Raw genomic sequence first — 25,872 nt, 5'->3', positions numbered from 1 at the left:
TTCCGGGTAGGGCCCGCGCCCATGTCCGATGCGAGCGTCGAGGCACGGGCGGGGCTACGGATCAGAGGTCAGCTCGGCCTGCCCGCGCGTCGTCTCCTCCCGTGGAACGGGGGTTGTCCGCGGCGGCGGGAGCAGGTGGGATGATCCCATGAAGAAAGCGCTTTCACCGCTCCACGCCGAACCCCTGGCACCCTTTGACCACCTCGATCACCGCTACCGCGGGGAGAACCCGGTCCGTACCCTCGGCCATCTCTTCCGGCCCGACCGCGGCCGGCTGGCCCTGGCCGTCGCCATCTTCGTCGTGAAACACAGTCCGATCTGGCTGCTGCCGCTGATCACCGCCACCGTTCTCGACGTGGTCGTCCAGCACGGTCCCGAATCGGGGATCTGGAAGGCGAGCGGTGTTCTGCTGTTCATCCTCGTGATCAACTACCCGCTCCACCAGTGGTACGTGAGGTGCCTCGCCGGCAGCATCCGCCGTATGGGCATCACTCTGCGCTCGGCCCTCTGCCGCCGGATGCAGCAACTGTCCATCGGCTATCACTCCCGGGTGAGCTCGAGCGTGCTGCAGGCCAAGGTGGTCCGTGACGTCGAAGCCGTCGAGCAGATGGTTCAGCAGAGTTCCGACTTGGGGCTCGGTGCGGTGGTCACCCTGATCGGAGGGCTCGTGGTCATCGGGGTGCGCGTACCGGAGTTTTTGCCCGTGTTCCTCGTCGTGGTGCCCGCATCCGGCTTCCTCGTGATGAAACTGCGAGGGCGGCTGCGCAGCCACAACGAGTCCTTCCGCCGCGAGGTCGAGCATCTCTCCTCACGCGTAGGCGAGATGACCACGCTCATCCCCATCACCCGCGCCCACGGTCTGGAACGGACAGCACTCGGCCGGGTCGACGGTTCGCTGCGCCAGGTGTTCGCGGCCGGGATGCGCCTGGACCTGATCAACGGCCGCTTCGGGTCTCTGGCCTGGGTCATCCTCAACACCCTCGGTGTGCTGTGCCTTACGGGCTCCGCCCTGGTGGCGTACCACGGGTGGATGGCCATCACCCCCGGGGACGTGGTCATGCTGAGCTCCTTCTTCACCGTCCTGACCGGCTCCGTGACTACCCTGCTGGGTCTGGCTCCCCTCCTCGCCAAGGGCCTGGAGTCGGTGCGGTCGGCAGGGGAGGTGCTGCAGGCACCCGATCTGGAGAACAACGCCGGCAAGGCCCGGGTCGAGAGCGTCGTCGGGCGCATCGACTTCGAGGACACCGGGTTCGCCTACGAGGACGGGGAGCCTGCGGTCGACGGCTTCACCCTCTCCGCCCGGCCGGGGGAGACCATCGCACTCGTCGGAGCCTCGGGCGCGGGCAAGTCCACGGTCCTCAACCTGCTCATCGGCTTCATCAGGCCCACTTCGGGCCGCATCCTGCTCGACGGCACCGACATGGCCGGACTCGATCTCCGTACCTACCGGCGCTTCCTGTCGGTGGTGCCCCAGGAGTCGATCCTCTTCGAGGGCAGCATCCGCGACAACGTCACCTACGGCATGGGAGACACGGACGACGAGGCACTGGAGCGCGCCCTCCGGGACGCCAACGCGCTTGAGTTCGTGAACGGCCTGCCGAGCGGTCTGGACACCGTCATCGGGGAGCGCGGCGCGCAGTTGTCGGGCGGTCAGAAGCAGCGTCTCGCCATCGCGAGGGCGCTCATCCGTGATCCGAGGGTGCTGGTGCTGGACGAGGCGACCTCCGCGCTCGACAACCGTTCCGAAGCCCTCGTGCAGGAAGCTCTCACCCGGCTCGTGCACGGACGGACCGTCTTCGTCGTCGCCCACCGGCTCTCCACGATCCAGGGCGCCGACCGCATCGTCGCCATGGAGGGCGGGAGAATCGCCGAGGTGGGGACGCATGAGGAACTGCTCGGTACGGGCGGTGTGTACGCGGGACTGCAGCCCGCTCACCCGAGGTGATCCCGACTGGCGTTGTCTCTGAATCGTCCGGCGGCCAGGACATCCACATGACCGACGACCGGTCGATGCGGGGATGAGGAGGGTCGGAACGCTGTGACGCCGCGTAGTCGAGGTGGCGGCGTTCGAGGAGAGCGTGCGGTCCCGTCCGGACATATGCCCTGATCAACCACACGCCCCATGACGTCGACGCCCCGGCCCCCCAGCCGCGAACTCCTGCGCGGCAGGAACATCACTGCACGGCTCACGGTGCCTGCGCCGGACCGCCGTCGTTCACGAGCGCTGACACCCGGACCGGCGGCGTCGCGCACCTCTGCCGTACCGGAGTGGGGAACTCCTGCTGCAGGCCCGGAAGTCCTGCTGTCGGCCGCGGAGAGTTTCGCGACGGGCGTCTGCCTCAGTACGCGGCTCACGCGCGCACAGACGAGGGAGCGGGGAGGCTCTGAGCATCCAGGGCTCCCCGCTCCTCATGCGCCCGGACCTCGCGCGACCGCTCGCGTGATTCGTACACGGGAGCGTGTGCCGCGCGTCCGTGCGGAGTCGAGGGCAGGGAGATTCGGCTAAGCGTGCGAGGCGTCATACCAGAGCGGGACGCCGGGCGGGCAACTTCGACAACTGCACGCCGAGCACGGGCGATTGACGACTACCGTGTGTGTCCGGTGATCAACGGTGGGCTCATATCGGTCGAGCCTGCCTCAGCCGTTGACCCGTGCCTGACCGACCACCGTAGGTGTCACCACACGAATGCCGATTCCTGGTGCCCCACGTACCGAGGACGATGATGTCTCAACTTCGCGCACCCACAGCGCGACCGGAACGCCGCGAAGGCGGACGGCACGGCCGTCCGGGTGGCCGCTCGCACCCGGCCGCGAACCGGCCGCGCGCCGCGCAGCCCGCTCCAGACGGCCGTCTGCGTTCACAGCTCCTGCGCTCCGCCGTCCTGCCGACCGTGGCCGCCGTGCTCAGTGGCGCCGCAGCCGTCATCTTCACCGTCCGCGCCTCCGGGGTGCAGCCGTCGGGCAGCCTCCTGGCGGCGCTCGGCGGATCCGGCGCACTGGCCGTGGCGGCGGTCGCCGCGGCCTTCCTCGGCGCCGGCCGTGTCGCCACGGGGGTGCTCGGCCGCGTGCTGGCGCTCCGACGCACCGGTGCCCAGCACCAGGCCGAGATCCAGCGCCTCGTGGAACAGCTCCGTGACGGCGAGCCCGTGCCGGCCCGTGGGGCCACACCCGCCGCCGCCCCCGACGCGGACGCCTTCGATCTCCTCGCCCAGGAGATGGGCCGCTCGCAGGACGACGCTGTTGCCGCCGTCGTCCAGGCCTCCCAGCTGTTCCGCAGCAGTGGGAACGAACAGAAGGTCGAGGTCTTCGTCAACCTCGCCCGGCGACTGCAATCCCTGGTGCACCGTGAGATCCAGATCCTCGACGAACTGGAGCACGAGGTCGAGGATCCCGATCTGCTCAAGGGCCTCTTCCACGTCGACCATCTCGCCACTCGCATCCGTCGGCACGCCGAGAACCTCGCCGTGCTCGGCGGCGCCGTCTCACGGCGGCAGTGGAGCAATCCCGTGACCATGACGGAAGTGCTGCGCTCGGCGATCGCAGAGGTCGAGCAGTACCCACGGGTCAAGCTGGTCCCGCCGATCGACGGCACGCTGCGCGGACACGCGGTCGCCGACGTGATCCACCTCCTCGCCGAACTCGTGGAGAACGCCACGGTGTTCTCCGCTCCGCACACCCAGGTCCTGCTGCGCGCCCAGCGTGTCACCGCCGGACTCGCCCTGGAGGTCGAGGACCGGGGGCTCGGCATGCCGGGCCCCGAGCAGAAGCGGATGAACACCCTGCTCGCCGACCCCGATCAGGTCAACGTCGCCCATCTGCTGCAGGACGGGCGGATCGGGCTCTTCGTCGTCGCCTCCCTGGCCCGCAGACACGGCATCGCCGTACGGCTGCAGAGCAACATCTACGGGGGCACCCAGGCAGTGCTCGTGCTGCCCGAGATCCTGCTGGGCATCGACATCGATGCCACGACGGCGCCCGGCACCGCTCCGGCGCCGCAGCCCCGAGCCGAGCACCGGCTGCCTCCCGCGCACGACGCCCCGCCCGTCGCCCCGCCGCAGGCCGCGGTCCAGCCTCCGCCACGGCTGGACGCGATGCCCCTGCAGGACCGGGGCCGGGGGCAGGGGCCTCCGTTGCCGCTGCGTGCCGAGCGGGTCGACCGTCCGAACCTCGCCGCCTCGCCGCCGGGTGGGCCTGTCCAGTCGGCCGGCCCCCTCCCGCCCGGTGGAGGGGTGTCGTCGGCCGGGCTGCCCGACGGGCCGGCGCCGTCGGCCGCACCCGCCGCACTGCCCGGGACCCTCGCATCCGTCCCGTCCGCCTTGGACGTGGCGGCCCCCGCCGAAGCGCCGGCGCCCCCTGTCACGGTGGTCGACCCCGGCCGGCCCCGGCTCCCCAGGCGCAGCAACCAGGAGCATCTGGTTCCGCAGCTCAGGGAGGCTCCCGTTCCGCGTTCCGAGGACGAGAACGCCCTGCACGACCCGGGCCTGATGGCCGCCTTCCGCCGCGGGGTCGATCTCGCGGAGGCCCAGACCGCCGAGGATCCGCAGACGACGGAGGCTTACGGCACGCCCGGCCCGGCGCCGGCCGCCTCCGGCGTCATGACCGTCGGGGCGCAGCGGTCCCACGCCCTCGCCCCGCTGCCCTCCCGCGGATCCGTCCCCACCGCGACCGTCGGTACGGAGCGAGTGGACCCGGATCACCGGGGACCGCTGACGCCCGAACCGGATCCCCGAACCGAGAACATGTTCAAGGAGTAGATGCACCATGACGAGCGAAATGCCGTCCGGGCAGGTCTCGGACCTCGACTGGCTGCTCGGCGGCCTGGTCCAACGAGTGCCCTACACGCGCAGTGCCGTCCTCCTCTCGGCGGACGGCCTGGTGAAATCCGTCCACGGCATGGACGTCGACAGCGCCGACCACATGGCCGCCCTGGCCGCGGGCCTCTACTCGCTCGGCCGGAGTGCCGGTGCCCGGTTCGGGGACAACGGCGACGTGCGACAGGTCGTGGTCGAGCTCGACTCGACGCTCCTGTTCGTCTCGACCGCCGGTTCGGGCACGTGCCTCGCAGTCCTCGCGGGCCGCGAGGCGGACGCCGCCGTTCTGGGATACGAGATGGCCATGCTGGTCAAGAGCGTCCGCCCGTACCTGATGACGCCGCTCCGACAGCCGGCCGGAGCGCCGTTCACACCGGGGTTGTGAGGATGCCGGCCCCGCAGGACGGGCCGTTGCTCGACGACGCGGCAGGCCGGCTCATCCGCCCGTACACCGTGAGCAACGGCCGGACGAGGCCGACCGCCGTGCTCGACCTGCTCTCCCTCGTGATGGCCACGGGGAGCGAACCCCAGGTCCACCTCGGCCCCGAACACACCGTGGCCCTCGAGCTCTGCGGCGGACCCACGTCAGTGGCAGAGGTCGCCGCCCATCTCCGGCTCCCCGCCGTCGTCACCAAGGTCCTTCTGTCCGACCTCGTCGACTGCGGGGCGGTCACCGCGCACGCCCCCGCGTTCCATGACATGCCAACCGACCGATCCCTGCTGGAGGCAGTGCTCGATGGTCTACGACGACAGCTCTGACAGCTCCGGAAGCTCCGAATTCTTTCCCGTGGCCCTCAAGATCCTGGTCGCGGGCGGCTTCGGCGTCGGCAAGACGACATTCGTGGGCGCCGTCAGCGAGATCGCGCCCCTGAGTACCGAGGAGCTTCTCACGCAGGTCAGCGCGGCGACCGACAGCCTCGAAGGCATCGAATCCAAGTCGGCGACCACCGTGGCCATGGACTTCGGCCGGATCACGCTGTCCGCGCAGCACGTCCTCTACCTGTTCGGCACCCCTGGGCAGGAGCGCTTCTGGTTCATGTGGGACGAGCTGTCCAACGGGGCTCTGGGCGCGGTCGTGCTGGCCGACACGCGTCGGCTGGCCGAGTGCTTCGCGGCCGTCGACTTCTTCGAGCGGCGCGGTATCGGATTCATCGTCGCGGTCAACGAGTTCGACGGCGCCTACCGTTACGAACCGGAAGAAGTGCGCGCCGCGCTCGATCTCGGGCCCGCAGTGCCTGTCGTGCTCTGTGACGCAAGGATCGCCAGTTCGGGCACCGGGGCACTGGTCACCCTCGTCCAGCACCTCATCAACGCCACGGCGCCCGCGCCGCTCTCGGGCTTCGGAGCCCATCCGTGACCCCGTGTGGGGGCGGGTGACTCAGTCGTGCAGGAAAGCGGTGATCCGCTGCCGCAGCGAGGACGCGTCGAGTCCGTGCGCCCTGAGGTGGTCCGTCATCTGTCCGTACCTGCGCAGTTCGCTCCGACCGACGCCCAGCCCCAGTACCCGGTGGGGCAGGTCGGCCAGGGCGTCGTTCGCCGACGCCGTGGACGTACCCGCCAGGTAGGGCTCGACGATCACGACGTCCGCCGTGTCGGCCGTGCCGACCGCCCGGCGGAGCCCCGCGGCGTCGAAGGGGCGCACGGTGGTGGAGTACAGCACGGTCGTGTCCAGTCCCTCTGTCGCCGCGAGGACGTTGTCGAGCATCGGTCCGACGGCGACGACCACTCCGCCGCTTCCCTGTCGCACGACGTCGAATCCTGGATGCGTGACCGGGCGGCCCGTGCTGTTCGACTGCAGGGAGAGCCGCACGTAGACACGGCCGTCCCCCACCACAGACTGCCGCAGCAGCGCCTCGGCCTCGTCGGGGTGGCCCGGCACGTGCACGGTCCAGTCGTCGAGCGTGTCGAGGAGTGCGACGTCGCCCGGCGACATATGGGTGAAACCCCCGGCCGGCCAGTCGTAGGAGGCTCCGGCGCTGACCAGCACCCCGCCCACCCCCTGATGTCCGAAATCCAGCTTCACCTGTTCGAACGGGCGCTCCACGAGAAAGCTGGCGAAGGTGTGCATGACCGGCCGCACCCCGGTCAGAGCCATCCCGGCGCCCGCCCCGATGAGCAGCTGTTCCCTGATCCCGACATTGACCACCCGGTCCGGATGGGCCTGCTCGGCCGGGCCGAACCCGTCGCGGCTGATCTCGGCGAGCACCAAGGCGATGCGGGGGTCCTCGTCCAGCAGTCGGGTGGTGGTGGTGATGAACCGGTCACGCATGGTGTCCATCGGTGTGCCTCTCGTCATGTTCGGATGCGGATGATCAGCGGGTGGGCGCCACGCGGGCGATCACGGCGTGCGGCCGGCCGGGGTGCGGTGTGGTGAAAGCGGCGTACAGGGCTTCGTGGTCCCGCCCGTCGACGGTCCGGACCGACCACCCGGCGGCCTCGAACCTGGCCGCCATGCCGCCCGGCCTGGTGTACGTCGCCGAGGCGTTGTCGATCACCACGGTGTGCAACTGCTCGAGCCCGGCCGGCCCCGCGTAGGCGATCGCCTCGTGGTTGCTGCCCTCGTCCAGCTCGGCGTCGCCGGTCAGTACCCACACACGGGGGTCGTCCAGCCCTTGCGCCCGCAGTCCCAGCACGCTGCCCACGGCGAGCGGGAGGCCGTGCCCGAGGGACCCGCTGCCGATCTCGGCTCCCGGCACCAGCAGGCGGTCGGGGTGGTGCCCGAGCGGTGAGTCGTACGAACCGAAGCCGGTGAGCAGCTCCTCACCGAAGAAGCCGCGTGCGGCCAGCACGGCGTAGTACGCCATGGGGCCGTGGCCCTTCGAGAGCAGGAACCGGTCGCGGCCGGGGGAGCCGGCGGTGTCGGGCGAGACCCGCAGCACCCGGTCGTACAGCACCCAGAGGGCATCGAGCGTCGAGGTGGCGGCGGGGCCGTGCTTCTCGTCACCGGTCATGAGACTCATCAGCGGCCGGAGTGCGTCGTAGCCGTGGACCGGCGGGGGAATCGTCTTCGTCATGCGCCCAGCGTTCGGCCTCAACCATGGTTGAGGTCAAGCCCCGGGGAATGGGTTCGTAAGCACCGGTGCAAGTGCGGTATTGTTCTCATGCGCCTTCAGCCAGGGGGAAACCCCAGGTCAGGCAGGTAGCGGGACGTAGCGCAGCTTGGTAGCGCACTTGACTGGGGGTCAAGGGGTCGCAGGTTCAAATCCTGTCGTCCCGACTGGAGACAGTCGCAGGTCAGGGCCGGTATCGGAGAAATCCGACACCGGCCCTCGATCGTTCCTGCAAGCCGGTGTGTCCTTGACGGCGTCGGCGGGTGGCCGCGACCCGGGTCTGCGGGGGGATGCGCCAGCGACTGGGGCCGTGTGTACGCGAGTAGCGCTGGGCGGCCGTCTTATCCGTGGCTGGTGATCGCGCGGACGATATGACCCGGGACTCCAGAGTCGACGAAGCAGGCCAGGCCTCCGTGCCGGAGGTCGTGGCGGCATACGCGCTCGAACCCGAGTCCGCTGCTGAACTGATCGTTCCACGATGATTTCAGCAGCGGGTCGCCGACGGGAACCGGCACGACGCCACCCAGTTCCTGCCGCTGCTGGATGCCGTCCCGCCGATTGGGGGGCTGCGCGGACGCCCTCGCCGCAAACCGCGGCGTCTGTACACCGACCGTGGCTACGACTTCGACAAGTACCGCCGCCTGCTGTGGAAGCGCGGCATCAAACCCGTGATCGCCGAATGATGGGCAAGGATCAAGTACGGAGCCCGAGATGCCTGCCCAGCTGGCTGCGCAGACGCGCGGAAGCCCCACGCAGAGTCCCGAGTTGCCGCACTTCTGCCGCCGCCAGCTCTGTCCGTCCTGCCAGCGCGAGCACAGCGGCGTAGGGGCGTTCGCCGTCGGCGAGCTTCGCCGCCACGGCGTCACGGACGGCTCGCAGCACTGTGTGGTCCGCGCCCGGATGCTCCGCCAGCAGGCGAAGGAGCCTGTTGTCGTTCCAGGCACTGTCCCGGGCCGTGCTCAGTTCCAGCAGTGTGCTGGGCGCGGTGGAGGGATTGACGGCCAGCGCCTGCCAGACGAAGGGGTACGGACAGCGCGCGAGTCGATGCAGGACGGCGGAGTCGTCCTCGGCATGCGCCAGTTCGAGGTAGTCGGCAGGCGTGTGCACGAGCATGGCCCCTCAGGATCGTCGGGGCGATCATTTTCTCATCAGGGCCCGGCCTGAACACGACCACTCCACGTTCGGCCGGACCCGGCGGGCGGGGATGCCGAGCGAGCGGAGGCCGCACCGGTGTGTCCGGGACGGCCTCCAGGACGTGATCGGGTGCCTCAGGCGGTTTCGCCGCTGCCGGAGCCGGCCCCCTCCGCCTTCTTGATGCCCTTGGTGATGTCGTCCAGGACCGAGAGCTCGGGAGCCTCGGTGTTGATGTCGAAGCCCGAACGGACCACCACCAGCATGCCCTTGACGTTGGGGGAGGGGAACGCGAGCGACTCGACGTATCCGTCGTCCCCGTCCTTGGTCACCACCTTCCAGCGCACCAGGTAGCCCTTCTGCCCCGCGATCGTGACGGCCTCGGACTTCAGCTCATCGTGCGAGGTGATGCCGCCGTAGACCTTCTCGCCGTACGACTCCTCGGCGTTGGTCCGGATGTCCGCCTCCGCTGCTGCCTTCGCCGTGGTCGCCTCGATCTCCAGGACCTGTGCCGGAGCGGAGGACACTCCGGCACGCACACACTTCTCGTCCTTGTCGCCCGGGCAGGCGTGGGCGCCGGTCGACACCCCCGCGCCGATCGGCCCCGACCGGCCGGTCCAGCCGTCGGGCACGGGGATGCTTATCCCGCTGGCCGCGTCGGTGGCGTACCCGTCCTCCGTCGGGGGCATCTGCTGGTCAGGGCTCCGGCCGCCGCCGTCCTGCCCGCCGCCGTCCTGCCCACCACCGTCCGGCGCGCCGGGGAGGCGAGGGCTTTCCGAGGGTGCGGGCGTTTCGGCCGATGAGCCGGCGCGGTCGCCCGAACTGTCGCCCAGCAGGTACGCGCCGCCACCGACGGCCGCGAGTACGACGACGCCGGCGACGATGCCCGCGCCGATGCGTATGCGACGGCGCCGTACCGTCGCGGGCGGTATCCGGAGCTGGTCGGTCCAGTGGCTCCCGTCCCACCAGCGTTCCTGGAGGGGGCCGATTCCTGTGTGCCCGGGGTCTGGATGCCAGCCGGGCGGGGTCATCTGCGTCACAGGAGCACCGTAGGCGCACCGGGTGAGAATCGTATGAAACGCACGGGGTGGTCGTGGTCACGTCCAGGCGGGCCGTGGCCCCCGCGGGGAAGCGCAACTCCGAGCGGCGCCGGACGTGTTCTGTGCGCGCCGCTCCGGGCGGCCCTTCCTCCCTCCCGCGTACAGCAGGTCCCGGCGGGCGGCTACCGCGGTCGGCCTACGGTTCGATCAGCCCGGCCCGGATCGCGTAGCGGGTGAGCTCCAGACGGTCGCGGAGGCCCAGCTTCTGCAGCAGGTTGGCCCGGTGTCGTTCCACCGTCTTGACGCTGATCACGAGCATGCCCGCGATCTCCTTCGACGAGTGGCCCTCGGCGACCAGCTTGAGGATCTCCTCCTCGCGCTCGGTGATCGCCCGGTCAGGGACGTCGCCGCCGTCCCTGACCCGGTCCAGATAGTTCCGGATGAGGGCGGTGACGGCGCCCGGATAGAGGAACGGTTCGTCCCGCATGGCCGCACGGCACGCCTCGACGAGATCCCGGTCCGCGACGGACTTCAGGACGAAGCCCGAGGCGCCTGCCTTGAGGGCCTCGAAGAAGTACTGCTCGTTGTCGTACATGGTGAGCATCAGGATGCGCAGCTCCGGCATGACCCGGGAAAGCTCACGGGCCGCCTGAAGGCCCGTCAGGCGCGGCATGGCGATGTCGAGGACCGCCAGGTCGGGCCGCTCGGTGCGCGCCATCTCGATGGCCTCGGCACCGTCGCCCGCCTCGGCGACGACCTGGAGGTCCGGTTCGTTGTCGAGGATCAGCCGCACGCCCCGGCGGACCAGGGCGTGATCGTCGGCGAGCAGGATGCGGGTCTTCCGGGTTCCGGAGGGGGAGTGGGGCATGATCTCAGGCGCTTCCGTTCCGTACGGGCACTTCGAGGCGAACGTCCGTGCCGCCCGTCACGCCGGCGGAGAGAGTGAGTGTCGCACCGATGAGCAGGGCGCGTTCGCGCATGCCGCGCAGACCCGCACCCTCGGGGGCGTCCCCGAGGCCGCGGCCGTCGTCACGGATGCGCAACTCGACCCCTTCGGGGCTGCGGCGCAGGGAGAGTTCGACCAGGGTGGCCCGGGCGTGCCGGACGGTGTTCGTGAGCGCCTCCTGGGCGATGCGGTAGACGACCAGCTCCGCCTCCTCACCGAGCGGCGGCAGGTCCTTCTCCATCCGCCGTCTGATCGTCAGCCCCCTCGGCGTCGGTGTCTCGGTGGTCAGCGCCGTCAGTGCGCTGACCAGACCGAGCTCCTCCAGCACCCCGGGGCGCAGCCGTCGCGCGATCCGCCGGATCTCGTCGAGGCTGCCCCGGGTGATCTCCTGGACCTGCGTCAGTTCCTCCCGCAGGGGTTCCGGGGCGTGACCGGTCACCCGCTTCAGCTCCAGCAGGACCGCGGTCAGGGTCTGGCCCACCTCGTCGTGCAACTCCTGGGCGACCCGCCGCCGCTCGGCCTCCTGGGCCCCGAGAGCCCGGGCGTTGCTGGTCGCGCGCTCGGCTTCCAGCCGGTCGAGCATGCTGTTGAACGTCTCGATCAGTGCCGCGACCTCTCCCTCACCGGCGACCTCCAGGCGCGGCCGCGGGCTCAACAGGTCGGTGGTCGTCATCGCGCGGGTGACGCGCTGCAGCGGCGCGAGGCCCAGCCGCAGGAGCAGCGCGTTCGCGCCGAGCATCAGGGTCATGCCACCGGCCAGGATCAGGGCCTCGGTCAGTACCACCGGGGCGGACACGGTGATCGGGCCGAGCAGCAGCAGGGCACCGGCGGCGACCAGCACCGCGGCGTTGAGCAGGAAGATGCGCCAGAACAGGGACAAGACCGCACGGCCTCCTTCGGACGGGTACGCGGGCGACTGCCTCCACTATCGCCGGTCATGGGGTTCGCGCGGCTGCGGCCCCGGCCCATGGCCGCGTCTGCATGGTGGGCCCCCTCGAAGATGGGTGTCAGCCCCGATGTCCCGCGGCCCCCGCTCGCGGCGACCATGGAGTCGGATCCAAAGGATTCCGGTCCGACTGATCCATCCGATCCGGGAGGGAGTCACCATGCCCCACTACGACGAGCGGCTGCACGGTTTCGAGGACCGGCTCCGCGGCTACGACACCGGACGCGCCCACGCCCCGGAGCGAAACGCCTCGCGCGGATTCCGCCCTGGCCCCACGACGTGGCTGTGGCTCGCCGTCGGCGTCGTCGGCCTGCTGGCCGGCATCTTCATCGGTCACGGCCTCCTGATCGCGGCCGGGCTGGTCGTGGCGGGGATGGCGGGACAGCTCCTCGACCCGCAGAGGCGTAGGCCGCGGGGCGGCGTACCGCGGCCTCGCTGAGCGTTCCGGGCTTTGGTCCGACCACATGTCCTGTGTGACATAGTCGGGGCATGTGTATCGCTCGGAACAGGGAGTAGCGGATGCCCGTCGAGTGGCAACCCGTACGGCAGTCCCGCACCCATGAGCTCGTGCTCCAGACCATCGAGGAGCGGGTCTTCGCCGGAGAGCTCAGGGCGGGTGACCGCCTGCCGCCCGAGCGGGAGCTCGCGCCGGTGCTCGGTGTCAGCCGGTCCGCGCTGCGGGAGGCGCTCAGGGTGCTGGAGACCATCGGCGTCCTGGTCGCCCAGCCCGGCAGGGGTCCGGATTCGGGTGCGCGCATCGTGCGTAACCCGGACGACGCGCTCGGCCGCCTTCTGCGTCTGCACTTCGCGCTCGGCAGCTACGGCCTGCACGACGTGCTGGAGGCGCGTGTCGTCCTCGAACGGTCCAGCTGGGAGGCCGCGGCCCGGCACGCGAAGGCCGAGGACCTCGACGCGGCGGGGGAGCTCGTCCGGCGGATGGGGGAGCCGGATGTGGGCGTGGCCGAGTTCAACGACCTCGACACCCGCTTCCACGTCCTGATCGCCGGCAGTTCGGGCAACGCTCTGACGTCCACGCTCACGTCCGCGGTGCGCGAATCCGTCCGCCCGCTCATCCTGCGGGCCCTCGAGGAGGCCGACGACTGGCCGGCCACGGCGGGCGCGCTCAACGACCAGCACGCGCGACTTCTGCGGCTGGTGCGCGAGGGGCGGGGCGGCGAGGCTGCGGACCTGGTCGAGGAACACATCCGTGGTCTGCACGGAACGCTGGTCGACGAGAACGACACCCCGTAGGGGACGCCTGCTGCCGAACGGGAGCGGGGACGGTGCGCGCACACACCGTCCCCGCTCCCGTTCGGCCTTTCCTCCCCCGCGCGTGCCCTGAGGCTTCCCGACTCGGACCGAGGCTAGTATGGTCGGACCATAAATACGAGGAGGCCCCATGCGTATCGGACTCTTCGCCACCTGCCTGGGAGACACCCTCTTCCCGGAGGCGGTGAAATCCACCGCGGTGCTGCTCGCCCGCCTCGGCCACGACGTGGTCTTCCCGCCGGACCAGACCTGCTGCGGCCAGATGCACGTCAACACCGGCTACCAACGTGAACCCGTCCCGCTGGTCCGCAACTTCGCCGAGCAGTTCGGGGACTCCTCGATCGACGCGGTCGTCATGCCCTCCGGATCGTGCGCCGGATCGGTACGCCACCAGCACGCACTCGTCGCCGAGCGCTACGGCGACGCCGCGCTGCGCGCCGGGGTGGCCACCGTCAAGGCCAAGACGTACGAACTCTCCGAGCTCCTCGTCGACGTCCTCGGCGTCACCCGGGTCGGCGCGTATTTTCCCCACCGTGTCACCTACCACCCCACCTGCCACTCCCTGCGCATGCTCCAGGTCGGTGACAAGCCGCTGGCGCTCCTGCGTGCCGTCGAGGACATCGACCTGGTCGAGCTCCCCGAGGCCGACTCCTGCTGCGGATTCGGCGGTACCTTCGCCGTCAAGAACGCCGAGACCTCCACCGCGATGCTCCAGGACAAGATGCGCAACATCTCCGGGACGAAGGCCGATGTGTGCGCCGCCGGGGACTCCTCCTGCCTGATGCACATCGGAGGCGGGCTGTCCCGCATCAGGTCCGGGACGCGCACCCTGCACCTCGCCCAGATCCTCGGATCCACCCGCACCACGCCGTACGCCCTGATGGAGGCCGCCCGATGAGCACGTTCCTCGGCATGCCCGCCGCACCGCCCCGCTCCCCGTACGGAACGGGAAATCTGCGTGGCGACCGGAAGTTCCCCGAGGCGGCCCACGACGAACTCCGCAACGAACAACTGCGCCGCAACCTCGGCAGGGCCACGCGCACCATCCGGACCAAGCGCCTCGACGTCACCGGCGAACTCCCCGACTGGGAGCAACTGCGCGACGCCGGATCGGCCGTCAAGACCGACACCATGAACCGGCTGCCCGAACTCCTGGAACAACTGGAGCGGAAGGTCACCGAGCGCGGCGGTACCGTCCACTGGGCGCGCGACGGCGTCGAGGCCAACGAGATCGTCACCCGGCTGGTCAGGGCGACCGGCAGCAGCGACGTCATCAAGGTCAAGTCGATGGCCACCCAGGAGATCGGCCTCAACGAGCACCTCGAAGCAGCCGGCATCACCCCGCACGAGACCGACCTGGCCGAGCTCATCGTGCAGCTCGCCGACGACAAGCCCTCGCACATCCTGGTCCCCGCGATCCACCGCAACCGCGACGAGATCCGGCAGATCTTCCTCGACGAGATCCCCGGCGTCGACCCGGACCTCGACAACGTGCCCGCGCACCTCGCCGCAGCAGCCCGCGCCTACTTGCGCGAGAAGTTCATGACGACCAAGGTGGCGGTTTCCGGCGCCAACTTCGGCATCGCCGAGACCGGCACGCTCACCGTGGTCGAGTCGGAGGGCAACGGCAGGATGTGCCTGACCCTGCCCGACACCCTCATCACCGTGATGGGCATCGAGAAGGTCCTGCCTCGGTACCAGGACCTGGAGGTCTTCCTCCAGTTGCTGCCGCGCTCCTCGACCGGCGAGCGGATGAACCCGTACACCTCGATGTGGACCGGAGTGACACCCGGCGACGGCCCGCAGGACTTCCACCTCGTGCTCCTCGACAACGGCCGCACCGCCGCGCTCGCCGACACGATCGGCCGCGAGGCTCTCAACTGCATCCGCTGCTCCGCCTGCCTCAACGTCTGCCCGGTGTACGAACGCGCCGGCGGCCACGCCTACGGATCGACGTACCCCGGCCCGATCGGCGCGGTCCTCACCCCGCAGCTCGCCGGGATGCACGCGGCGAAGGACGACCCCAACAGCTCGCTGCCGTACGCCTCCAGTCTCTGCGGCGCGTGCTTCGACGCCTGCCCCGTGAAGATCGACATCCCGTCGATGCTCGTGGAACTGCGCCACCAGCACACCGAACAGTCCGGCACCACGGCCGAGAAGCTCGCCATGAAGGCCGCGGCCGGAGTGATGGGCAGGCCGAAGCTGTTCACCGCCGCGCAGAAGGCAGCGTCCCTCGGCAGGGTCTTCGGCGGGCGCGACGGCGCGATCTCACGACTGCCGGCCCCGCTCAGCGGCTGGAGCGACAGCCGCGACACCGCGGCCCCGCCCAAGCAGTCCTTCCGCTCCTGGCTGGCCTCGGCCGAAGGCGCGGAGGCGATGCGGGCAGCGGCCGACGAGGGTGCCCGGCTCTCGGCCGGGACCACCGAGGAGGACCAGTGACCACCACCCCCACCGCGCGTGACACGGTGCTCGGCAGGATCAGGGACGCCCTGGCCCTCGCGCCCACCCCCGGGACCACGGTCCCCCGTGCCTACCGCACCGGCCACACCCTCCCGGACGGCCAACGCCTCGAACTCCTGACCGGTCGGCTGATCGACTACAAGGCACAGGTCCACCCATGCACCGTGGACCGCACGCCCGAGGTGATCGCCGGCATCCTGCGTGAGCACGGCGCCCGGCGGATCGGCGTCCCGGACGGGCTGGACGAACAGTGGCTCCTCGCCTACGACGGCGAGGTCCAGCGGGACTCGGCCGACATCCCCGCCCCCAGCCTCGACGCGCTGGACGGCGTGGTGACGGCCTCCGCAGTCAGCTGCGCCGAGACCGGCACGATCTTCCTGGACGGATCGTCCGACCAGGGCAGGCGCGCCCTGTCCCTCGTCCCCGACCTGCACGTCTGCGTCGTAGACCTGTCCTCGGTCGTGGCAGGTGTCCCCGAGGCGGTTGCCCGGCTGGTGCCGGAGAGGCCGACGACCCTGATCAGCGGTCCGTCGGCCACGTCCGACATCGAACTGGAGCGGGTGGAGGGCGTCCACGGCCCCCGCAACCTCGCGGTGGTGATCCGGACCGACGCCTAGGGTCCGACCCCGGTGTCCGCGCTGCTCGCGGGCACCAGGGTGCGGCCGTGCGTCAGGCGCCGAGATCGTAGAGGGCGAACTCCTCCCAGGAGCCGGTGATCTCGGTCGAACGCGCGCGCAGTGCGTACTGGAGTGATCCGGTGTAGCCGTTCTCCATGGCGACGAAGAGTCCGTTCAGCGTGGACTGGATCGCCCAGCGGTCGAGCTGCTCGTTGTAGTACAGGACGAACCGCTCCCAGCCGCCCGCGCTCGTGGAGCGGGCGCGCAGCACGTTCTGTGCCGGGCCGGTGTAGTTCTTCTCGACCGCCACGTAACGGTTGTTCGCCAGGGACTTCAGGGCGTACGTCGCGGAAGCCTCGTCCCACTCGAAGGCGAAGCCCTCCCAGGCGCCGCCGATCGTGGCGGAGCGGGCCCGCAGCGCACCGGTGTGGGGCGCGGCGTAGTTCACCTCGGTCGTGGTGAACTGCCCGTTGCGCGCCGACTGCAGGGCCAGGAGCTCGGGTTCCGCAGCCGTGGTGGTGACGCCGTCTCCAGCACCCAACGGGGCCTTGCGGGCGTCCGCCTCCCCGGTGATGCGTGTCAGACCGGTGCCGTCCACCGCCTCCCAGCCGCTGGGCACTGCGGCAGCCGGTCTGTCGGCCCGCGGTGCGGCTCCGGCCGCGGGCGAGGCCAGCGCGGAAGCCGCCAGAAGGGCGCTCAGGGACAGAACAACGGATGTGATGCGTCGCACAGGTATTCCTCACTCGTCGTCAACGAAATTCCGGGGCCTGTGAGAAGGAGTCCGTGACGGTGTCCGGCCGCCTAGTCAAAAGATTCATCGAATGAACAGAAGAGCATCGATGAATAACGTTGATCGTCGACCGGATCCCGCGCAGGGCGAGCCGTCTCCGTATTCTTCACACCCCCGAAAAACCGCGGTCCACGCCCTTCTCCGGGCGTTTCGGCAGTCGCTGCGCCAGTCGGCGAAGCGGCCTCAGCGTAACTGTGTGGCGTGTGTTTCGGAAATGAATTGAGGGGATTGTGCGAGGTGTTGGTAAAGGTCGCACTGCATTGCTGATTCCGTAGTTTCCTGTTCATGTGGGCGACGCCTTCTGTTTCCCCCGACCGAGGTTCGTCCGGCCTCCGGCGGGCCGGGGTCACTGCCTTGCGCCGAAGCAGTCGGCGACACCCTCGAAAGGCTGCCGCCGACTGTCGTCGAATCCCCGCTCAGGCGCTCAGGTCATCGGAGACCGTGGGTGACCTCAAGGGGGGCGAAAGCGATGCGGGTCCTCGAACCGTCGTCGGCCCAGGCGACCTCGACCGTGTCCCCGTCCACGTTCACCCCGCTCACCACCGCGGAGAGCGGTGCCGCGTCCCGCTCCGCCGTCAGCGATGCGAGAGCCACCAGCAGTTCCGTCCCTTCCACGTCTGCGCCGAGCCGCGGGAGCACCGCCCACCGGGTGAACGCCGTGCCCTGCGGGGCCCGCACGTCCTCCGGTTCCGCCCAGCCGTGCAGCCCGTGCAGCGTGGAACACACGGGGCCTCCGGGGTCCGTGGCCCAGCCCGTCTGCTCGGCCCGCGTACCGGCCGGCGCGCCGAGGACGCGGTGGGCCCGCAGTTCGTACCGGCCCCGCACGACGGTCACGCTCTCGACCCGCAGTCCCGGCCAGGTCGGCGGGCCGTCCGGGAAGACCGGGCAGTGCCAGGACGCGGCCCAGCCCCAGTCCTCGCCGTGGCCCGCACCCAGCGGCTGGATCCGGACACGGCTGCTGCGGGAGCCCCCGACCCGTAGCGAGAGGTGATTGTCCGCGGTGTTCGCGGACGCCGTGGGACCGGTGGCCGTCGAATACGCGAGGCGCGCGTAGAGCGGGTCCGACACGTCCGCGGTCTCGCCCTCGTGCGGACGGACATGGTCGCTGCCGTGGTTGTGCAGCCGCACGATGCCGTCCGCCCGCGTCGACTGCACCAGCAGCCCCGGCGACGGCAGCGAAAGCACCCGGTCCGGGCCCTCGCTCGGGGCGGCCTCCTCCTCCGCCGTCCACAGCGGGTGCTCCGCCGGGGCGAGCAGCGCGACGAAGGCCTTGGACGCCCAGTACGGCGACGACGGACCGGAGTACACCTGGAGCGTCGCGTCGTGCGGACCGTGCCAGCCCAGGCTGAGCAGACCGTCGTCCCCGGCCGAACCGTGCTCGAGGAAGTACCGCAGCGACCCGCTGACCAGCCGGCGTGAGACGCCCGGCGCCAGTGGGGTGTGGCCGGACACCGCGCCCATCCCGACCGCCGCGCCCGCCGCGAATCGATAGGTGAGGGAGCGCCCGAAGTGCATCGGGGCGCCGTCCGCACCGAACATCAGCGAGAAGCTCTCCAGATGCTCGCTCAACCGCGCGCCGTAGTGCGCGGACAGTTCCGCGTCGCCCGACAGGTACGCGTCCAGTACGGGATACAGGTGCAGCGCCCACCCGTTGTAGTGGTCGAAGGCGCGCCCGTCCCCGTCGGCGTACCAGCCGTCGCCGCGGTACCAGACCTCCAGCAGGTCGAGCGCCCGCTGCCTGGCCCGGGCCGTCTCTGCGTCGCCCCGGCCGACCGACTCCAGGAAGCCGGCGACGGAGAAGGGGAAGAGGTACCAGTTGTTGGGTGCGGGGGTGTGACGCAGGGCGCCGCGCAACCATTCCTCCGCCCGGTCCTGTGTGGCGGTGTCCAACCGGTCCCACAGCCAGGGACGGGTCAGCCGCAGTCCGATCGCCACCGACGCCGACTCCACCATCGGCTGGCCGAACACGGTGTGGTCCAGGATCAGCGGCCAGGACTCGGCGTCGTCCCGCCCTGCCGTACGCGTACCGGCGGTGAGCCCGTCGGCATACCGCTCCAGCCAGTTGTGCGGGTCCTTGCCCTCCGCGCCGGCGACCCGGAACGCGGCGGTGAGGAACGTACGGGCGTAGCCCTCGAGGCCGTCGGACCTGACCCCGGACCGCGAGGGGCGGCCCGGCAGGTCGAGGAGGGCCCGTCCGGGGGTGGCCCACTTCCAGGCGGCGTCCAGCAGACCGTCCGCCGCCGCTTCCCAGTGGGCCCGGGTGTAGCCGGTGTACGGGCTCGTCGCGCGGTCGTCGGAGGGGAGCGGAAAGGAGAGGGAGGTCATGCGAGGAATGCCAGCCTTTCGCGTCGTACGGGATGGGCGAAGCCGTCGCCGGCGGCCCAGCGGGCGACCTCGCCGACCGCCAGATCGGCGAGCCGCCGCAGTTCGTTGCCCTGGGATCCCGCGAGATGGGGGGTGATGAGCGCGTTGTCGCAGTCCCACAGCGGATGGTCCGACGGCAGCGGGTCGGGGTCGGTCACGTCGAGCACCGCCCTGATGCGTTCAGCCCGCAGCACGTCGGTCAGGGCGTCCTGGTCGACGACCGCACCCCGGGAGGTGTTGATGAGTACGGCGTCGGGCCGCATCGAGGCGAGGAGGCCGCGGCTGACCAGACCCGTGGTGGCGGGCAGCAGCGGTGTGTGGACACTGACCACGTCGCTCTCCGCGAAGAGCCCGGCCAGGGTGACGGGGCGTACGCCGAGCCCGGCGGCCTCCTCGTCCGAGACGTACGGGTCGTGGAGCAGCACCCGCAGGTCGTAGGGGCGCAGCAGTTCGATGACCCGTCGGCCGATCAGGGAGGCCGACAGAACGCCCACCGTGCGGCGGTAGTTGCCCACGTCGGGCGGGATGGCGAGCCAGGCGTCGCGCATACGGGTGGCCCGGTGGTCGCGGGCCCGCTCCAGGACCCGCTTGCCGGACAGCAGGATCATCGCGAGGGTGTACTCCGCGACCGGCAGGGCGTTGGCCGCCGCAGCCGACGACACCTCGATGCCTCTGTCCCAGCAGGCGTCGGTGACATGGCCGCGCACGGTGCCCGCCGTGTGCACGACGGCCCGCAGCGACGGCGCGGAGGCCAGGACGCCCGCGTGGACCGGCGGGCATCCCCAGCCGGTGATCAGGATCTCGGTGTCGGCGAGGACGGTGCGGGCCGCCTCGGTCGCGAAGTCGTCGATCGCGGGCCCGGGGGCGAGGGTGCACACCTCGGCCAGCGCCGCCAGGGAGTCCGGGGTCAGGACCGCGGCTGCGGCGTCCGCTCCCATGGCGAGCGCGGCGCGCGGCCGGCGGTGTGCGGGGGGAGTGCTGGGCATGGTTCTCCTGTGCGGTGGTCCGGGTGGGACAGCCCTTACTTGACGGCACCCGCCGTCAGTCCGGACCGCCAGAAACGCTGGAGCAGGGCGAAGGCGAGGATCAGGGGCACCACCGCGAGCAGCGAGCCCATGATGACGACCGGGTAGTACTCGGGCGATACGGACGCGGAGCTGTTCCATGAGTACAGGCCGAGGCTGACCGGGTACAGGTCCTGGTCGGAGAGCATCACCATGGGCAGGAAGAAGTTGTTCCAGATGGCTGTGAGCTGGAAGAGGAAGATGGTCACCAGCCCGGGCCCCAGCATGCGGAGCGCCACCCGGAAGTAGGCGGCCAGTTCGCCCGCGCCGTCCATCCTCGCGGCCTCCAGCACCTCGTCGGGCACATAGCCCTGGCTGAAGATCCGGCCGAGGTAGACCCCGAACGGATTGAACAGGACGGGGATGAAGACGGCCCAGAAGGTGTTCACGAGGCCGGTGCCGGAAGCCATCAGGTAGAGCGGCAGGGCAAGCACCGTCTGCGGCACCATGACGGCTGCCAGCACCAGGCCGAACAGCTTCTCCTTGTGAGCGAAGCGGTACTTGTCGAAGGCGTAGCCGCACGCGATGCTGATCAGGGCGCCGAGGGCCGCGCCGAGCACCGCGTACAGCAGGCTGTTGCCGTACCAGCGGCCGTACAGCCCGCCGTCCATGGCGAACAGGTCCTTCATGTTCTGGACGAAGGAGAAGTCGGTCAGGGACAGGAAGTCGCTGCTGAACAGGGCGTCCCTGTCCTTGGCGGAGGCGAGCACCAGCCACAGCACCGGCAGCAGGGTGTACAGCACCGAGACGAAGACCACGAGATTGACGACGGAGCGGCCGAGGAGCCGGGGCCGCAGCGGTGATGCGGGGCGGGACAGGGTCGACGCGCTCATCGGGCGCCCTCCTCGGCGGCGTTTGCGCGGTTGGTCCAGCGGGTGACGCCGTAGGAGAGGGCGATCGTGCACAGGAGCAGGATGACCGAGGCGGCTGCCGCGAGACCGTAGTTGTTGCGGGTGAAGGCCGCGTCGTAGATGTACATGCTGGGCGAGAAACGCGAGTTGATCATCGGGGTCGACTGGCTCAGCAGCATCGGTTCGGTGAAGAGCTGGAGCGCGAAGATGAGCGTGAACATCGCGACCATCACGATCGAGGAGCGCACCAACGGGGCCTTGACCTGCAGGGCGGTGCGGACGGGGCCGGCGCCGTCGACGACCGACGCCTCGATCACCTCGCGGGGGACCGCCTGCAGGGCGGCGTAGAACACGACCATGTTGTAACCGAGGTTGCTCCACAGCGCGATGTTCACGATGGACGGGAGGACGGTGTGCACCCCGAGGAAGTCGACGGTGATGTCGGCCCTGCCGAGCAGGTCGATGACCGGGCTGATGCCCGGCGTGTAGAGGTACAGCCAGATCAGGGCCGCGATGATCCCCGGGACGGCGTGCGGCAGGAACAGCGCGAGCTGGACGGTGCCCCGCAGGCGGACCACGCCCGAGTCCAGCAGCAGCGCCAGCACGAGGGCGCCGATCACCATCAGCGGGATGTACACCACGCAGTACAGGGCGACGACACCGAGACCGCCGAGGAAGGTCGGGTCGGCCAGTACGGCGGCGTAGTTGCGGAGCCCGGCGAAGACCGTCCGCTCGGGTCCGAAGCCGAGGCCGGGCTGGTCGTCGCTGAAGAAGCTCAGATGGACGGCGGTGGCGACCGGGATCAGGAAGACGGTCACCAGAAGGACGAAGAACGGCGTCATCAGGACGCCGCAGGCGCCGAGTTCACGCCGCCGGGCGGACCTGCGGGATCCGGGTGCCGGCGCGGCTGCGGCCGGACTTCTCGGTGACGGCCGGGTGGTGGCGTCCGCGGCTACGGACACGGGAGTGGCGCTGGTCATGGGTGTCACCTGCCTCTCTGCTGCTGGGAACGGGACGCGGACCACCGGTCAGGTGGAGCGCCGGGTGGTGGAGAGACCGAGGGCCTTGAGGTCCGGCATGGTGCCGTCCTGCGCGGCCCGGACCGCTCCGAGGATCGTGCCCTGGCCTCCGCTCGCCCGCGCCAGCCCGTCCTTCATGAGCTTGCCGGTGGCCGTCATCCGGGGGCCCCAGGTCCAGCCCGGCCGGATCTTGCGGGCCTCCTGCTCGAAGAGGGTGTAGATGTCCTGGCCGCCGTAGTAGGCGCGGTCGAAGGCCTGGCGGCCCACATCGACGAGCCCGGGCGCGGCGGGGTACTGGCTGCTCGCGCCGCTGGAGAGCCGGGCACGCAGCGCGTCCGCGTGCGACACCTGCCACTCGATGAACTCCATCGCGGCCTCCGGATGCGCACTGTCCTTGGTGATCGCGAAGGTCGAGCCGCCGTGCGTCCCCACGCCCGGGTCGGCCGGATCCCACTGGGGGAGCGGTGCGAGGGCCCACCGGCCCGTCTGGCCGGGACGGGCCTTCATCTGCGCTCCGGCGTCCCACGCGCCGCTGAGCCTGCTGAGCACCAGGCCGTTCCCGATCTGGACATCGCTCTGCCGGCTCTCCACCGCGTTCATGAAGACCAGGTCCTGGTCGGTCAGACGCTGCCAGAAGGCGGACACACGCCGGGTGGGCGCGTCGGCGAGCGAGACGTTCCAGGCGCCGCCCGACGTGTCGAACCACTGGGCCCCCGCCTGCCATGCGAACGCGGCGAGATGCGTGTCACCGTCCGTCGGGAAGAGCGCCATCCGGCGGTCGCCGCTCCTGCGGCGTACGGACCTCGCCGCGTCCTCGAAGTCCTCCCAGGTGCGAGGGGCGGTCAGGCCGTACCGTTCGAAGAGGTCGGTGCGGTAGTGCAGCACCATGGGTTCTATGTCGAGCGGGACGCTGAACACCCGCTTCTCGAAGGTGGTCAGGCCCAGCGCCTGCGGCAGCAGCTTGGCGCGCAGCCCTTCGCCGACCAGGTCCGTGATGTCGCGGCAGACCCCGTCGATGGCGAAGCCCGGGACCTGCGGGTACTCGATGGTGGCGACGTCCGGGGCGTTTCCGGCCCGGGCCGCGTTGCTGAGCTTGGCGTACCCGCCCTGGGCCCCCGAAGGGACCTGCTGGTAGTCGACCTGAACGGTGTCGTGGCTGCGGTTGAACGCGTCCACGACCTCCTGACTGCCCCGCAGGGCGGACCAGAAGGTGATCCGCGTCCTCCTGCCGGTCCTGCTGCTCACGCTTGTTCCGGTACTGCTCGTACCGCCCGATCGTGTGTCTCCGCCACCGCCTCCACAGGCGCTGAGCGCGCCTGTCAGAGGCAGTGCGGCGATCGTGGCGAGCACGGATCGACGGCTCTGTCGACCAGGCATGTGCGCCTCCCGCGGCTCCTGATTCGAGACACGGGGAATACTGATCGGCTGATCGATAAGGGTCAATAGATCGATCAAAAGAAGCTTGAAGTGTTCAAACGATCAGACTGTGGGGTGGGGCAGTCCCTGCGTCGATCCGCGCACTTCGAGGCGGGGGAGCAGCTCCGTCCGGCGCACCGGACCGGTGGCACCTGCCGGGTCCGCCAACCGGTGGAGGAGAAGCTCGGCCGCCGCCCGGCCGATCTCGGCCCGCGGCGGCGCCACCGCGGTGAGGGCGGTGCTGCCCAGCGCCGCGACGACATCGTCGTACGCCACCACCGAGCAGTCCCGCGGCACCCGGATCCCGCTCTCCGCCAGCCGCTGGACCAGCATCAGGGCGTCCTCGTCGCCGTGCAGGACGGCACCCGTCACGCCGCGGTCCCGCAGCAGGGCGGTGAGATCCGGGACCGGCTCCCGTGCGCCCGGCTCCCCGGGGCCCGCGTTCGGGGAGCTGAGCACCACCGACCAGTCCTCCACCTCGGGCCGGGAGGCGGCGATCTCGGTGAACGCCGCCCGTATGGAGCGCGCTGTCGGGCTGTCGTTCCGCGCGGCCAGTACGAGTCGGCGGTGACCGAGCGAGATCAGGTGGTCCACGGCCAGGTGCATCCCGTACCAGTGATCGGAGCAGACCGAGTCCATGGCGTGCAGCGCGCTGCCGGGCCGGGGCCGCCGTTCCATCAGGACGGTGGGGACCCCCATCCCGGCGAGCCAGCCGTAGTCCGCCTCCTCGCCGGCGACGCTGCGCCACCGGGGGGCGATCAGCAGCCCGCGCGCGCCCGCGGCCAGAGCCCGCTCCACCTGCGGCCGTTCGGCCCCGGCCGCCTGCGGGGCGATGTACAGGGTGATCCGGGTCCCTGCCTCCTCCAGGGCTGTCCTGGCGCCGTGCAGGGTCTCGTAGAGATACGAATGCCTTTCCGGGACGACGAGGGCGACCGCGGCTCCGTCCGCCTCCGGTTCACGGCTCCGGGCGGCAGGCACCGCCGCCGTCCGTCCCGCCTCCCCCATCGGGCGGACCACACCGTGGCCACGCCGCAGCATGCCCGTCCTGGCCAGCTCCTCCACGTCCCGCCTGAGCGTGACCGGCGAGACGTCCAGCTCGTCGGCGAGCGAACTCACCTTGACCGCGCCGCGCGCGTGCACCACGGCGAGAATGCGCTTCCGCCTCAGCTCAACCGGCTCCCGCATGCTGGCCCCCTTGCCTACCGCTGTGCGATGTTCGTTTGAACGTTTTCGTGAGCGATCGCAGCATAGCGAGGGACCCGCGCTTCGTGCGGTCACCGGGTGGACGAGCACCCGCCGACAGGAAGTTGTGTCTACCATCTGATCCGGCATGGACACCATCACACTCTGGCAACTGGCCGCGCTCGCGGCGGCATCCACCCTCGTCGGGTTCTCGAAGACGGCGGTCAGCGGTGCCAACACGATCAGCCTCGCGGTCTTCGCGGCCGTCCTCCCGGCCCGCGAATCGACCGGGGTGCTGCTCCCGATCCTGATCGCCGGCGACATGCTCGCCGTCCTCGTCTACCGTCGTCACGCCCACTGGCCGACCCTGCTGCGGCTCTTCCCCGCCGTCGCGGTGGGCGTGGTGGCGGGCACGGTCTTCATGATGTGGGCCGACGACGCCGCCGTACGCACCTCGATCGGCGCGATCCTGCTCTTCATGGCGGGAGTCACCGTCCTGCGCCGTCGCGCCCGGCCCGAGCCGGAAGCGGGAGACGGCAACGAGGAGGGCCCTGTGCGCGGCGGGCGCCTCAAGGCGCGCTCGTACGGGGTGCTCGGCGGATTCACCACCATGGTCGCCAACGCCGGCGGTCCCGTGATGTCGCTCTATCTGCTTTCGGCGGGCTTCCGGAAGCTCGGCTTCCTCGGAACGTCCGCGTGGTTCTTCCTGATCGTCAACACCTCGAAGGTGCCCTTCAGCGTGGGACTCGGCCTCATCGACGCCCAGTCGCTGCTGCTGGACGCAGCCCTCGTGCTCTTCGTCATCCCGGGTGCGTACCTCGGCCGGGCCTGCGTCGGCCGGATCAACCAGAGGCTCTTCGACCGGATCGTGATCGGAGCCACCGTCCTGGGCGGTCTCCAGCTGCTGCTGAGCTGA

Annotated in this window: 24 protein-coding genes, 1 tRNA gene and 1 pseudogene; 13 read left to right on the top strand and 13 right to left on the bottom strand. The window is 70.5% G+C overall.

Annotated features, from left to right (window positions below; translation table 11 throughout):
• Window positions 1–148: 148 nt before the first annotated feature.
• From ABZ441_RS27715 to ABZ441_RS27695, 5 genes are all read left to right on the top strand, one after another.
• The gene (locus ABZ441_RS27715; RefSeq protein ID WP_358979052.1) at window positions 149–1,945 is read left to right on the top strand and encodes an ABC transporter ATP-binding protein; all 1,797 of its coding nucleotides are present in this window, start codon (window positions 149–151) and stop codon (window positions 1,943–1,945) included.
• A 778-nt stretch (window positions 1,946–2,723) separates the two neighbouring features.
• On the top strand, window positions 2,724–4,754 hold the full coding sequence (locus ABZ441_RS27710) for an ATP-binding protein (protein WP_358979050.1): 2,031 nt from the start codon (window positions 2,724–2,726) through the stop codon (window positions 4,752–4,754).
• 7 nt (window positions 4,755–4,761) lie between these two features.
• Window positions 4,762–5,196 carry a roadblock/LC7 domain-containing protein gene (locus ABZ441_RS27705; RefSeq protein ID WP_358979048.1) on the top strand — a complete coding sequence of 145 codons (435 nt, stop codon included), beginning with the start codon at window positions 4,762–4,764 and terminating at the stop codon, window positions 5,194–5,196.
• Between the two features lie 2 nt (window positions 5,197–5,198).
• Window positions 5,199–5,570, top strand: coding sequence for a DUF742 domain-containing protein (locus ABZ441_RS27700; RefSeq protein ID WP_358979046.1), 372 nt, complete (start codon window positions 5,199–5,201; stop codon window positions 5,568–5,570).
• Window positions 5,548–6,168, top strand: a complete 621-nt coding sequence (locus ABZ441_RS27695) for an ATP/GTP-binding protein (protein ID WP_358979044.1) — start codon at window positions 5,548–5,550, stop codon at window positions 6,166–6,168. The genes ABZ441_RS27700 and ABZ441_RS27695 overlap by 23 nt, the downstream gene beginning before the upstream one ends.
• 21 nt (window positions 6,169–6,189) lie before the next feature.
• Here the strand turns inward: ABZ441_RS27695 and ABZ441_RS27690 are convergent, their stop codons facing one another.
• Window positions 6,190–7,089: a transketolase gene (locus tag ABZ441_RS27690; RefSeq protein ID WP_358979115.1), complete on the bottom strand. Its 900-nt coding sequence runs from the start codon at window positions 7,087–7,089 to the stop codon at window positions 6,190–6,192.
• Window positions 7,090–7,123: 34 nt separating this feature from the next.
• A complete protein-coding gene (locus ABZ441_RS27685) occupies window positions 7,124–7,825 on the bottom strand; it encodes a transketolase (protein WP_358979042.1) in 702 nt (233 codons plus the stop codon).
• Between the two features lie 129 nt (window positions 7,826–7,954).
• Here ABZ441_RS27685 and ABZ441_RS27680 point away from each other — a divergent pair.
• A tRNA-Pro gene (locus tag ABZ441_RS27680) sits at window positions 7,955–8,028 on the top strand.
• A 324-nt stretch (window positions 8,029–8,352) separates the two neighbouring features.
• A pseudogene (locus ABZ441_RS27675) lies at window positions 8,353–8,538 on the top strand (transposase); the annotation flags it as partial.
• Between the two features lie 16 nt (window positions 8,539–8,554).
• Here ABZ441_RS27675 and ABZ441_RS27670 read toward each other — a convergent pair.
• The 4 genes from ABZ441_RS27670 to ABZ441_RS27655 form a co-directional block, all read right to left on the bottom strand.
• A complete protein-coding gene (locus tag ABZ441_RS27670) occupies window positions 8,555–8,974 on the bottom strand; it encodes a hypothetical protein (protein ID WP_358979039.1) in 420 nt (139 codons plus the stop codon).
• A 155-nt stretch (window positions 8,975–9,129) separates the two neighbouring features.
• Window positions 9,130–10,023 carry a DUF2510 domain-containing protein gene (locus tag ABZ441_RS27665; RefSeq protein ID WP_358979112.1) on the bottom strand — a complete coding sequence of 298 codons (894 nt, stop codon included), beginning with the start codon at window positions 10,021–10,023 and terminating at the stop codon, window positions 9,130–9,132.
• A gap of 205 nt (window positions 10,024–10,228) precedes the next feature.
• Window positions 10,229–10,900: a response regulator transcription factor gene (locus tag ABZ441_RS27660; RefSeq protein WP_358979036.1), complete on the bottom strand. Its 672-nt coding sequence runs from the start codon at window positions 10,898–10,900 to the stop codon at window positions 10,229–10,231.
• Between the two features lie 4 nt (window positions 10,901–10,904).
• On the bottom strand, window positions 10,905–11,858 hold the full coding sequence (locus ABZ441_RS27655) for a sensor histidine kinase (protein WP_358979033.1): 954 nt from the start codon (window positions 11,856–11,858) through the stop codon (window positions 10,905–10,907).
• A gap of 226 nt (window positions 11,859–12,084) precedes the next feature.
• Between ABZ441_RS27655 and ABZ441_RS27650 the strand changes: the two genes are divergently transcribed.
• The 5 genes from ABZ441_RS27650 (at window position 12,085) to ABZ441_RS27630 (ending at window position 16,270) form a co-directional block, all read left to right on the top strand.
• On the top strand, window positions 12,085–12,363 hold the full coding sequence (locus tag ABZ441_RS27650) for a hypothetical protein (RefSeq protein ID WP_358979031.1): 279 nt from the start codon (window positions 12,085–12,087) through the stop codon (window positions 12,361–12,363).
• A gap of 80 nt (window positions 12,364–12,443) precedes the next feature.
• Entirely contained in the window at window positions 12,444–13,175 is a 732-nt protein-coding gene (locus tag ABZ441_RS27645) for an FCD domain-containing protein (protein ID WP_358979028.1), read from the top strand.
• A 148-nt stretch (window positions 13,176–13,323) separates the two neighbouring features.
• Window positions 13,324–14,091 (top strand): (Fe-S)-binding protein, encoded by a 768-nt coding sequence (locus ABZ441_RS27640; protein WP_358979026.1) that lies wholly within the window; start codon window positions 13,324–13,326, stop codon window positions 14,089–14,091.
• Window positions 14,088–15,632 carry a lactate utilization protein B gene (locus tag ABZ441_RS27635; RefSeq protein WP_358979024.1) on the top strand — a complete coding sequence of 515 codons (1,545 nt, stop codon included), beginning with the start codon at window positions 14,088–14,090 and terminating at the stop codon, window positions 15,630–15,632. Before ABZ441_RS27640 ends, ABZ441_RS27635 begins: the two co-directional genes overlap by 4 nt.
• Window positions 15,629–16,270 carry an LUD domain-containing protein gene (locus ABZ441_RS27630; RefSeq protein ID WP_358979022.1) on the top strand — a complete coding sequence of 214 codons (642 nt, stop codon included), beginning with the start codon at window positions 15,629–15,631 and terminating at the stop codon, window positions 16,268–16,270. The genes ABZ441_RS27635 and ABZ441_RS27630 overlap by 4 nt, the downstream gene beginning before the upstream one ends.
• A 52-nt stretch (window positions 16,271–16,322) precedes the next feature.
• Here the strand turns inward: ABZ441_RS27630 and ABZ441_RS27625 are convergent, their stop codons facing one another.
• The 7 genes from ABZ441_RS27625 to ABZ441_RS27595 all read right to left on the bottom strand — a co-directional run bounded on the left by ABZ441_RS27625 (window position 16,323) and on the right by ABZ441_RS27595 (window position 24,959).
• On the bottom strand, window positions 16,323–16,991 hold the full coding sequence (locus ABZ441_RS27625) for a hypothetical protein (protein WP_358979110.1): 669 nt from the start codon (window positions 16,989–16,991) through the stop codon (window positions 16,323–16,325).
• 498 nt (window positions 16,992–17,489) lie between these two features.
• The gene (locus ABZ441_RS27620; protein WP_358979020.1) at window positions 17,490–19,385 is read right to left on the bottom strand and encodes a DUF2264 domain-containing protein; all 1,896 of its coding nucleotides are present in this window, start codon (window positions 19,383–19,385) and stop codon (window positions 17,490–17,492) included.
• On the bottom strand, window positions 19,382–20,410 hold the full coding sequence (locus ABZ441_RS27615) for a hydroxyacid dehydrogenase (RefSeq protein WP_358979018.1): 1,029 nt from the start codon (window positions 20,408–20,410) through the stop codon (window positions 19,382–19,384). The genes ABZ441_RS27620 and ABZ441_RS27615 overlap by 4 nt, the downstream gene beginning before the upstream one ends.
• A 35-nt stretch (window positions 20,411–20,445) precedes the next feature.
• Complete coding sequence (locus ABZ441_RS27610) at window positions 20,446–21,321, bottom strand: carbohydrate ABC transporter permease (RefSeq protein WP_358979016.1); 876 nt, start codon at window positions 21,319–21,321, stop codon at window positions 20,446–20,448.
• A complete protein-coding gene (locus ABZ441_RS27605) occupies window positions 21,318–22,319 on the bottom strand; it encodes a sugar ABC transporter permease (RefSeq protein ID WP_358979014.1) in 1,002 nt (333 codons plus the stop codon). The genes ABZ441_RS27610 and ABZ441_RS27605 overlap by 4 nt, the downstream gene beginning before the upstream one ends.
• A gap of 48 nt (window positions 22,320–22,367) precedes the next feature.
• Window positions 22,368–23,735 (bottom strand): extracellular solute-binding protein, encoded by a 1,368-nt coding sequence (locus tag ABZ441_RS27600; protein ID WP_358979011.1) that lies wholly within the window; start codon window positions 23,733–23,735, stop codon window positions 22,368–22,370.
• A gap of 102 nt (window positions 23,736–23,837) precedes the next feature.
• Window positions 23,838–24,959 carry a substrate-binding domain-containing protein gene (locus tag ABZ441_RS27595; protein ID WP_358979009.1) on the bottom strand — a complete coding sequence of 374 codons (1,122 nt, stop codon included), beginning with the start codon at window positions 24,957–24,959 and terminating at the stop codon, window positions 23,838–23,840.
• A 145-nt stretch (window positions 24,960–25,104) separates the two neighbouring features.
• On the opposite strand from ABZ441_RS27595, the gene ABZ441_RS27590 reads away from it, so the two are divergent.
• Window positions 25,105–25,872 carry a sulfite exporter TauE/SafE family protein gene (locus ABZ441_RS27590; protein WP_358979007.1) on the top strand — a complete coding sequence of 256 codons (768 nt, stop codon included), beginning with the start codon at window positions 25,105–25,107 and terminating at the stop codon, window positions 25,870–25,872.

Origin of the sequence: Streptomyces sp. NPDC005752 (genome assembly GCF_040630715.1) — a bacterium.
Classification (GTDB): domain Bacteria; phylum Actinomycetota; class Actinomycetes; order Streptomycetales; family Streptomycetaceae; genus Streptomyces.
This window is presented reverse-complemented; position numbering and strand designations above follow the sequence as displayed.